General features: G+C 46.7%; 11 protein-coding genes. 1 reads left to right on the top strand and 10 read right to left on the bottom strand.

Going from position 1 to position 8,137, the window contains the following annotated elements:
* Positions 1-279: 279 nt before the first annotated feature.
* The 7 genes from dqlB to PGQ95_RS25095 form a co-directional block, all read right to left on the bottom strand.
* A complete protein-coding gene (dqlB, locus tag PGQ95_RS25125; RefSeq protein WP_000609145.1) occupies positions 280-375 on the bottom strand; it encodes a DinQ-like type I toxin DqlB in 96 nt (31 codons plus the stop codon).
* A gap of 804 nt (positions 376-1,179) precedes the next feature.
* The gene (locus tag PGQ95_RS25120) at positions 1,180-1,458 is read right to left on the bottom strand and encodes a hypothetical protein (RefSeq protein WP_001093608.1); all 279 of its coding nucleotides are present in this window, start codon (positions 1,456-1,458) and stop codon (positions 1,180-1,182) included.
* Positions 1,455-1,730 (bottom strand): hypothetical protein, encoded by a 276-nt coding sequence (locus PGQ95_RS25115; RefSeq protein ID WP_000557557.1) that lies wholly within the window; start codon positions 1,728-1,730, stop codon positions 1,455-1,457. Before PGQ95_RS25115 ends, PGQ95_RS25120 begins: the two co-directional genes overlap by 4 nt.
* A 17-nt stretch (positions 1,731-1,747) precedes the next feature.
* Positions 1,748-2,002 (bottom strand): hypothetical protein, encoded by a 255-nt coding sequence (locus PGQ95_RS25110; protein WP_000510385.1) that lies wholly within the window; start codon positions 2,000-2,002, stop codon positions 1,748-1,750.
* 109 nt (positions 2,003-2,111) lie between these two features.
* Entirely contained in the window at positions 2,112-2,933 is an 822-nt protein-coding gene (locus tag PGQ95_RS25105; protein ID WP_000196235.1) for a SprT-like domain-containing protein, read from the bottom strand.
* Positions 2,930-3,109, bottom strand: coding sequence for a hypothetical protein (locus PGQ95_RS25100; RefSeq protein WP_023408316.1), 180 nt, complete (start codon positions 3,107-3,109; stop codon positions 2,930-2,932). Before PGQ95_RS25100 ends, PGQ95_RS25105 begins: the two co-directional genes overlap by 4 nt.
* A 16-nt stretch (positions 3,110-3,125) precedes the next feature.
* Positions 3,126-3,392 carry a hypothetical protein gene (locus PGQ95_RS25095; protein ID WP_032072053.1) on the bottom strand — a complete coding sequence of 89 codons (267 nt, stop codon included), beginning with the start codon at positions 3,390-3,392 and terminating at the stop codon, positions 3,126-3,128.
* Between PGQ95_RS25095 and PGQ95_RS25090 the strand changes: the two genes are divergently transcribed.
* Entirely contained in the window at positions 3,382-4,032 is a 651-nt protein-coding gene (locus PGQ95_RS25090; protein WP_000351937.1) for a YkgJ family cysteine cluster protein, read from the top strand. The genes PGQ95_RS25095 and PGQ95_RS25090 overlap by 11 nt on opposite strands.
* 37 nt (positions 4,033-4,069) lie before the next feature.
* Here the strand turns inward: PGQ95_RS25090 and PGQ95_RS25085 are convergent, their stop codons facing one another.
* From PGQ95_RS25085 to PGQ95_RS25075, 3 genes are read right to left on the bottom strand one after another with little or no spacing between them, the layout of a single operon-like run.
* Positions 4,070-4,525: an H-NS family nucleoid-associated regulatory protein gene (locus tag PGQ95_RS25085; protein WP_001293458.1), complete on the bottom strand. Its 456-nt coding sequence runs from the start codon at positions 4,523-4,525 to the stop codon at positions 4,070-4,072.
* 11 nt (positions 4,526-4,536) lie between these two features.
* Positions 4,537-6,864, bottom strand: a complete 2,328-nt coding sequence (gene topB, locus PGQ95_RS25080) for a DNA topoisomerase III (protein WP_430919752.1) — start codon at positions 6,862-6,864, stop codon at positions 4,537-4,539.
* A gap of 3 nt (positions 6,865-6,867) precedes the next feature.
* A complete protein-coding gene (locus PGQ95_RS25075; RefSeq protein WP_000517490.1) occupies positions 6,868-8,130 on the bottom strand; it encodes an AAA family ATPase in 1,263 nt (420 codons plus the stop codon).
* Positions 8,131-8,137 lie beyond the last annotated feature (7 nt).

The following is an 8,137-nucleotide window of genomic DNA, read 5'->3' as shown; positions in this document are numbered from 1 at the left end:
GGTGACCAAAGGACATCTGAGACCATTAAAAGAGGCGTCAGAGGCAGAAAACGTTGCTTAACGTGAGTTTTCGTTCCACTGAGCGTCAGACCCCTGTTACCGATGCAAGAACAGGGGAGTTTCATGAAATGCCTGTTTAGGAGTGATTAAAGGTAACTTGTGCGCAGAAGGTCAGGTGTGTGGTGGTTAGTACAGACTAGTGAATGTTGTAACTAAACTATATTTTTATTAAAGGCCGGAGGTGGTGTTCCTCCGGCCTTAATTACGTTTCCGTGTTCATTAGTCGATGAACTGGCGGATCAGTTCCAGAATGGCAATCAGCGCGTTTGCAAGCGCCGCTACCGCCCTCAGAACGATGATTAACAGGTTAATCATCCGTTTTCTCCATAAATGGAGTAAAGACACCGTGGCTTGCTCTTACACTGCCTGTCACCACGGCTTCTCTTCGTCTTGTCAGTTGTAGAGAGTCTCACTCCTGCCAGAGCACAGATAACCAGCACCACCTGTATTACCTGTCAGGACTTTGAACCTGTTCATGCCGCATTTAGCGGAATGCAGGGAGAGACTCACCACAGAGCTAACCCTCTGATTATACGTTTATCTAACGTTCAGGCAAACCGTTAACGCACAGTCACTGCCCGTCATATTGCATAATCAGGCTTCACGGATTATCATACTATTGTCAGTTGTAGAGAGTTTCCCTTCCGGGCTGAGTTACCAGCTCGCACCGGAACCGTAAAAAAGCCGACCTCACCAGTCGGTTTTTTTACGTCTGCGGTTTCCCGCTTCGTTTAAATCTATTTTAAATGAATAAATTGTTCTGCGGCAAACCCAACAACATAAGGACGTTAGGGTTGATGGTTGCCGAAATCGCGGTGCGTTACGTGAATTCTGAGGTTTTGCGAGGGGGATTGGGCGCGAGAATTTACGAGAGAGCGCCGGAACAATGCCGGGATCACAAACCATCACCCGTGAAAGAAATCTTCCGGCATTGCCCGGTCAGGTAGTATGACATTCATTGTCAACGGCCATCAATTTATAAGCTGCTTTGCACTTCATAAAAGATCACCACCAGGGCTGCTAAAACAGTACCGATAGCCAGCACGTTAAAAAGTACGTCCTTCATCTTTACGAACGACATACTGATTTGCGTCCTTTCCCTTTTGTCAGCCTTCTCTATCATCCAGCGTTGGTATGAATCACTGTTACTTTTTCTGTCCATGTTCCCCCCAATTCATCAATGAGCACCAGGCGGCCACCAGGCTTCTTGCCAACAAAGTAACGGCCTCGCGGCAGACGTTCGCCAGTCTTCAGCCGTTCGATCCAGTCCTGAAATGCAGGGCGCGGTTTATAGCTGTAGCGGCCAAAATCAGCTAAAGACTGCGTGACCATGACTGTTTGGCAGCCATGCTTTCTCATATCACGAAACGTATTTTCCAGTGCAGCCAGTGTATTCATTTGCACGTTCTCTCTGCTTTTCCCATGAAGATATTAACGACACTCAAAACTAACACCGTTGGCATGATCACGGCAGCATAGCCGACAGCAACGGCCTGATATATGGTCAATGAGTAGTCGGGCTGTTTATACAATACGACTGAAAAAATGCTCCCCAAACAAGCAAGCAGAGTTAAAAACAAGTAATCGACAAATCTGTTTTTATAGATAACCCATGCAACGATGCAGGGATATGACACCAGGCACAGGATAATCGCATTTGTGGTATGCACGTTTCGCTCCTTGTTATTTAAGGGTTGTCAGCCAGATCAAACAGATTGTTCAGGCTGGAACGGAATTGTTTTACCGATGATACCAGCTCCTGACTCCGCGCTTTTTCCTGCGCCAGTTCACGCCGTAGCTGCGCCATCTCGTCTCTGTTACGCTGAAGCTCAAGGATAGCCGTCATAAAGGTTTTGCTGGCTGATGCCTGTCCGGTCGCTTCCTGCGCCTTTTTAATGGCCTGATCTTCGTCGTCATTCGTTCTGATTGTGTAATGCCCCATGATACCCCTCTTTTGCTGTCATTTTTGCGCTGCCGGCGCGAACCCGGGAAGAAACTTTGCTGGCAAAAAACACTGGCCAACAGATGTGACCGGGAAAATTTGCTGGCAATTAATTTTCGATGAAAGCCAGCTCGCAATCGCCGCATTCAATATTCAGTCCGGCTTTGCCCCACACGGCAGCGCCACACCCGCGACACTGATATTTAACTTTATTTCGTTTTGGCTTGTCCTCAAATGCTGCAACTGACAAATCATTGTCATTGCTCCCGGCCATATCATCTGAATGGCTCCCGTTCTGCGGTGACACTGACGGCAGCAGAGCCATAGAAAGCACCGCTTCTATATCAATCCCGGCCTCAGCATTTTGATGCGCCAGAGCAAGCGTTTCGCGCCATTGCTCTATTACGGCGGTCATATCTTTTTGTTGTTCGACCTGGACAGGGAAGCGATCAAACCAGCTCAAAGCAAATTGCCCCTGGAACAGTTCCAGTGTGACGCGCTGGAAGCGGCCACCAGGGATCGGATAGTCATTAATCTTCTGGCCGACTTTCGCACCACCAGGTCTCCCGGTGGAGGAGGGCATAAGTCCGATACTTTCCATTTTTGCCGCCCACTGCGCATTGTGGTACGTCTTACGCGACGGGTTGCCGTAGTGGTACTGCCACATATGGCACTGCTCATGAACCAGCGTTTGCATGACTTCAATAAGCGGGTACACCGGGAAGTATTCAGGATTGAGGGCGATTTCATCAATCATCCTGCCGCTGCCGTCAGCAGCAACAAAGCGCCTGTAACTGAAATAGCCCATTGTGTTCTTGCCGCGCTGGAACGTAATCAGACAGTCAGGGAGTTCGCCGTCAAAAAGGCGCTGGTTATAGAAATCAAACGCCTGTTGTAGCTCGCTGTAAGCGCGTTCCGTGGCTCTTGTCATGCTGAAGTTCGCTTAGCGGCGTTCCGATATTCCTGTAACTCTGCAACAATAGCAGGGAACACATCAGCGCAACGCTGTGCCAGCTTAACCGCCTTTGAACAAACGCCCATACCATGTGCTCTTTTGAGCGCCTCCAACAAATCTACCAGTTCCTCGTCAGTGATTTTTTCAGTCATCTATTAAGCTTCTCCATTATCTGTATCGTACGATACAGATAATATAAACCACACCTTTGATAGCGGCAATCTTTTTTGCTGGCAATTTCACGCCCAGGGCGGGCATCGAGCGGGTAATATTGCTGGCAAAAATCAACGGCCAAACCGGCTGCAGGAAACTGGTTTGCTGGCAAGCGTGATTTACTGCTGGGCTTGACACCTTGCCATTGTATGACGCTTGTTTTAGTGTCAAATGAACAACCAGCGCGAGAAGAATATAGGAAGCAAAAGCAATGGATATCAAACCTAACTCAGTGATCCACCTGGAGCCAGGCGAAACATTACCCGGCTATACCAATCTGAAACCCGTACCTGATAAGTATTTCGATGAGTTAAAGGCACTCATAAATAAACTCAATACTCAATCCGGTAATATTTACCTCAAGTTAAAACAGATGTACGCCTTTTTGGATCGTTTTAACAAAGAATTTGTGAGCACGTTTACCTCCTGTCAAAAGGGGTGCTCTTCGTGCTGTAAAATGGATGTTCATTTAACCGCGCTTGAGGCAACACATATTGCACAAGCAAGTAAACTTACTGCCAGAGACAACCCGCTTACGACCGGGCATGAGTCAAAATGTCCGTTTTTGTCTGAGAAGGGAACATGCTCAATCTACAATTACCGCCCGCTGTTATGCAGGACATATCATGTACTCACTCCGCCGGAGATGTGTAATGACCTGGATGCACAAGTCATGCAGTATGGTTCTCAAAGCGCGAACATGGGAAATCACATCTACAAAACAATAGCAGAGTGGATCTATTTTCAGACGTATCACTGCACTGGTAAGTTAGAAACCAAAGATATCAGAGACTACTTCCCTTATCCCCGCGAAGATATCCAAAGATTTCTTCACCATAACCCCCCGCGCCCTTTTTGCTAAAAAAAAGCCTCTGACGCAGTGTCAGAGGCTTGTTAGATTACTGTTCGTCACCAGCAGTGCTGGAAGCATCTTTTTTGATGAGAAACTCATCAAGAGAACGGCCAGCTTTTAACGCTTCGTCGATTGGTTTTGGTGTCCGGCCACGGCCAGACCAGTATTTCGTTTCGCCGTTTTCATCAAACTGATATTTAGGCGGCGCTTTTGGCAACGTCTTTTTGCGTGTTTTTTGCGCATCTTCGGACAGGCCAAGCAGTTCTTCCGGTGAAAAACCTTCTCCGGCAATCAACTGGAGCAGTTCCTGGCGCTTTCTTTCGCGCTCTGCGCGTTCTGCTGCCTCACGCTCTGCTTCTTCACGACGTTCTTCGATCACGGCGTTAAGCTTTTCCTGCATTTCCAGCAGTTGTTCAAAGCTGGTTTCTCGCGCAAAAACACGAACAGAGCGAATATTCAGGAGTAGCTTTTTTGTTGCGTCAAACGTTTCATTTTCACTCATCGAGTTAATCCTTATTTTTTACTGAACTGAAACCCAAGTTTACCCGTAGTTTTATCCTGCAAAACAATTGCAGCGTCAAACTTTTTCCCGGTTTTATTACTGGTAAAGCCTTTAATCTCTCCGGTTTTACCTTTTTTGATTAATGTCTCAACCTGATTTTGTGTCAGTTTTTTTCCTGACACTTCAGACCAGATTTTAAACTCGCACCCGGAACAGAAAAAGCCTTTAGGCCGGATAATAATTTCTTTACTGCATGAAGGGCAGGGGGCTTCGAGCCGGGACATGGAACCTTCTGATCTGGATTTTGCTTCCATATCCGGTTTGCCGTCTTTGTCCGGGAATGTTGTCTTGCATTCAGGGTAGCAGGAGCATCCCCAGAAAAAGCCATTTTGCCCCTTACGCTTACGCAGGAAACCGTTGTTACAAACCGGGCAGGGCGTGGCATTTGAAGAAATCGAAATTCCGTTCCTGTCCAGCTCGTCGATTAACCCCTGGACGTACTCATCATTTTCCTTAATAAACTCCTCAACTGTCAGCTCTCCGGCTTTGATCTGAGACTGCTTTTCAGCCCACAGAGCGGAGATATCCGGTTTAGTGATTTCAGGAGGCAGTGCAGCGCAAAACTCCTGGCCTTGTTTTGTGGTTTTCCATACCAGCTCCGAATACCCCTTTTCTTTTTCGATGGAGATAAGCCCGGTATTTGCCGCCAGTTTCTCAAGAATACCCGCGCGGGTGGCTTCCGTTCCGATACTGCCACGATCACTGCTGCCCTCGTCTTTCGCTTCCAGCGCCTTTCTGAGAGCCGGATCATCAATGAATTTTGCCGCACTCGTCATGGCGGCCAGTAACGTTGACTCTGTGAAATAGCGAGGTGGTGTAGTCTTTTTCTTGTCCACGTCTGCCGATTCACACAGGCCGCTGTCATTAAATTTCAGCAATGAAAGGTCAAAACCGTCCGTTCCGGCATCTTCGGTTTCGTCCTCGTCATCACTATCCTTACCCAGCGCTTCCCAGCCCTTTTGTACCAGAACGCTCTGTGTGGCCGTAAAGGTATCCCCCTTAATATCAAAGTGGATTTTCGTCTTGTTGCGGATCGCATCCGGGTAGAACAGCCCGATAAAGTAGACGGACACCAGGTTATAAACGTTCCGCTCTTTTTCATTAAGCTGAATACCGGCTCCGCTTTTTGTCGTCGGGATGATGGCGTGGTGCGCCTCAATCTTACTGGCATTAAAGGCTTTGTGTTTCTGGCCTTTATCCATATCTACGATCGCAGACGCCAGTTCGGGTACGGTGGCCGCTATAGCAGTGGCAATATCTCCGGCCTGGTAATAATGCTCATCTGAAAGATAGCGATTGTCAGAACGTGGATAGGTCAGAAGCTTGTGAGTTTCATACAGCCCCTGCATCACATCGAGCGTATCTGTTGCAGAATAACCAAATCGCTTTGCGCAGAGCTGCTGAAGCGTGGAAAGGTTAAGCGGAAGCGGAGGCTTGCTATTTTCCGGCTTTGTCGTCGCGATAGTAACAATAGCATCCTTACCCGTAACACGTCCGGCAATATGCGCGGCCTGAGCTTCGGAGATCAGGCGTTTTTTCTCGTCTATCTGATCGTCGTCTGTTGTCTGATATTTCGCCTTAATCTGATGCCCGTTCATCGACAGACTGGCGAATACATCGTAATAAAAGCTTTCTGTGTGATTCTGGTTCGCCAGCGTGCGCATGTTCACCAGACCAAGAACGGCACTTTGTACCCGGCCAACGTTCAGAACGCCGTCATAGCCCTTCTCACGGCCTTTTAATGTACATCCCCGCGTCATGTTATAGCCAAAACCCTGATCGCACAGGGAACGCGCCAGGGCGCTTAACGTCATACCGCGAAATTTATCGTTAGGTTGTAAATTCGACAGTGATTTTTGCACTGGCGCAAGGTTGAGGTCGGCAACAAGCAGTCGCTGGACGGGTTTCTTGTTTCCGGCATAACCCAGAATCTCATCAACCAGCAAACATCCTTCATCATCGGGGTCGCCTGAATGAACGATGCTGTCGGCTTTATCGATAAGAGACAAAATAATGCGGGTCTGTGCTTCTGATTCAGGCTTGATTTTATATTTTGGCGGATAAACCGCTTTAATGGGTAAATCACTATAACGCCAGTTGGAATATTTGTCGTCATAATCCTGTGGGTCGTAAAGCTCCAGCATATGACCATAACACCAGGTAACGACATCAGAACCGTGTTCAAAATAGCCGTTTTTCTTTTCTGTATTGGGATTTCCGCCCAGTCCTTCAAAAATAGCCTTTGCTAAAGACGGTTTTTCTGCAATAAAAAGTCTCATTAATCAATCCTCAAGGTAACTTGAATAGTCAGGCTGCGCACCATTCTTTTTAAAGATTTCTTCCCTTTCCTCTATGTCTTCTTCTGCCTCCTGCACACTAAGGTCAAGGGTTCCTTTCAAAAAGGCACGCGCATTCTTGATTACATCTACTGTTAATTCGTTTTTTGTTCCGCGAATCATGCCAATAGCAATATTTATTATCTCCTTTATTTCAGCAGGAGTCGTTCTGTCCAGCACCGCGCCAAGTTCTTTAAGGTCAATATTTATATCGTCTGGTAAGTACATTTTGGCACAAGCGGCAGCGGCTTTAGTCCGAAAAGCACCTACAGATATGATTCTGTCAATTCTGCCAGGGCGTTTTCTGATGCGCGGATCAATCCGGTTAGGATAGTTCGTTGAAAAAATAACATATGTCCCGGCAAGATTTCGCGGTGTATCAGCCCCATCAAGAAAACTTAACGTTCCGGCATCAGCCCGATAAAGTTCATCAACCTCTTCAGCTATTATGATAACGGGTATTTTCTTTTGAGCTGCGGCATAGCAAACATCTTTAAAGTAATCATCAGCATAAACAAATACATATTTATCCTGATATTTTGCCCCCAAAGCTTTTGCGATAGTCGTTTTCCCTGTGCCCGGAGGACCAGTAAAAAGCACTTTTCGCATTCCTGACTGACCATAACGGGTGTAGAAATCAATATCCGAAAAGAACTGATTAAAGTCATTCTCCAGCTCATTAAACTTTGGATGAACAGAAAAACGTAAAGCGTTTTCTATTTCTTCCTTCCTTGCCTTACCGTGATAATAAACGCCGTCGTAACACCCGATTTTCCAGATACCTTTACGGGGTAAAGAGCGGTTTAATTTAGCGCGTCCAGCTTCGCAAAGATTATGAAGCATCGACATACTTTTGGTTGTGCCAACTGCGTACTCCATTCTGACTTTAGAGTTAAGAATGAAGCGAATAATATGAACCACTTCATTTTGACCAAGATGAATCCGGTATGCTCCCGAACCATCTTTAAACATAAGCTTTTTAATCCTCCCGGCTTTAGCCATAACAGGGCTACTTCCCGTATGAACGACGGTTGAAGCAACGGGTTCGATATCAAGATTCGAATAAATTTTACGATTCTTTCTGTTTATAAAAATCTCTGCCACTTTAGGATAGTAATCACAATCCTTTACGACAGTACCAAAATTATCTTCACCGTAATATTCTTTATGGAGCCGTAAAGCCTGCTCTACCAGAGTTAATTTACCCATATGCGCA

The sequence above is a fragment of the Klebsiella sp. 141240 genome, from assembly GCF_050600805.1.
Classification (GTDB): domain Bacteria; phylum Pseudomonadota; class Gammaproteobacteria; order Enterobacterales; family Enterobacteriaceae; genus Klebsiella; species Klebsiella aerogenes.
This window is presented reverse-complemented; position numbering and strand designations above follow the sequence as displayed.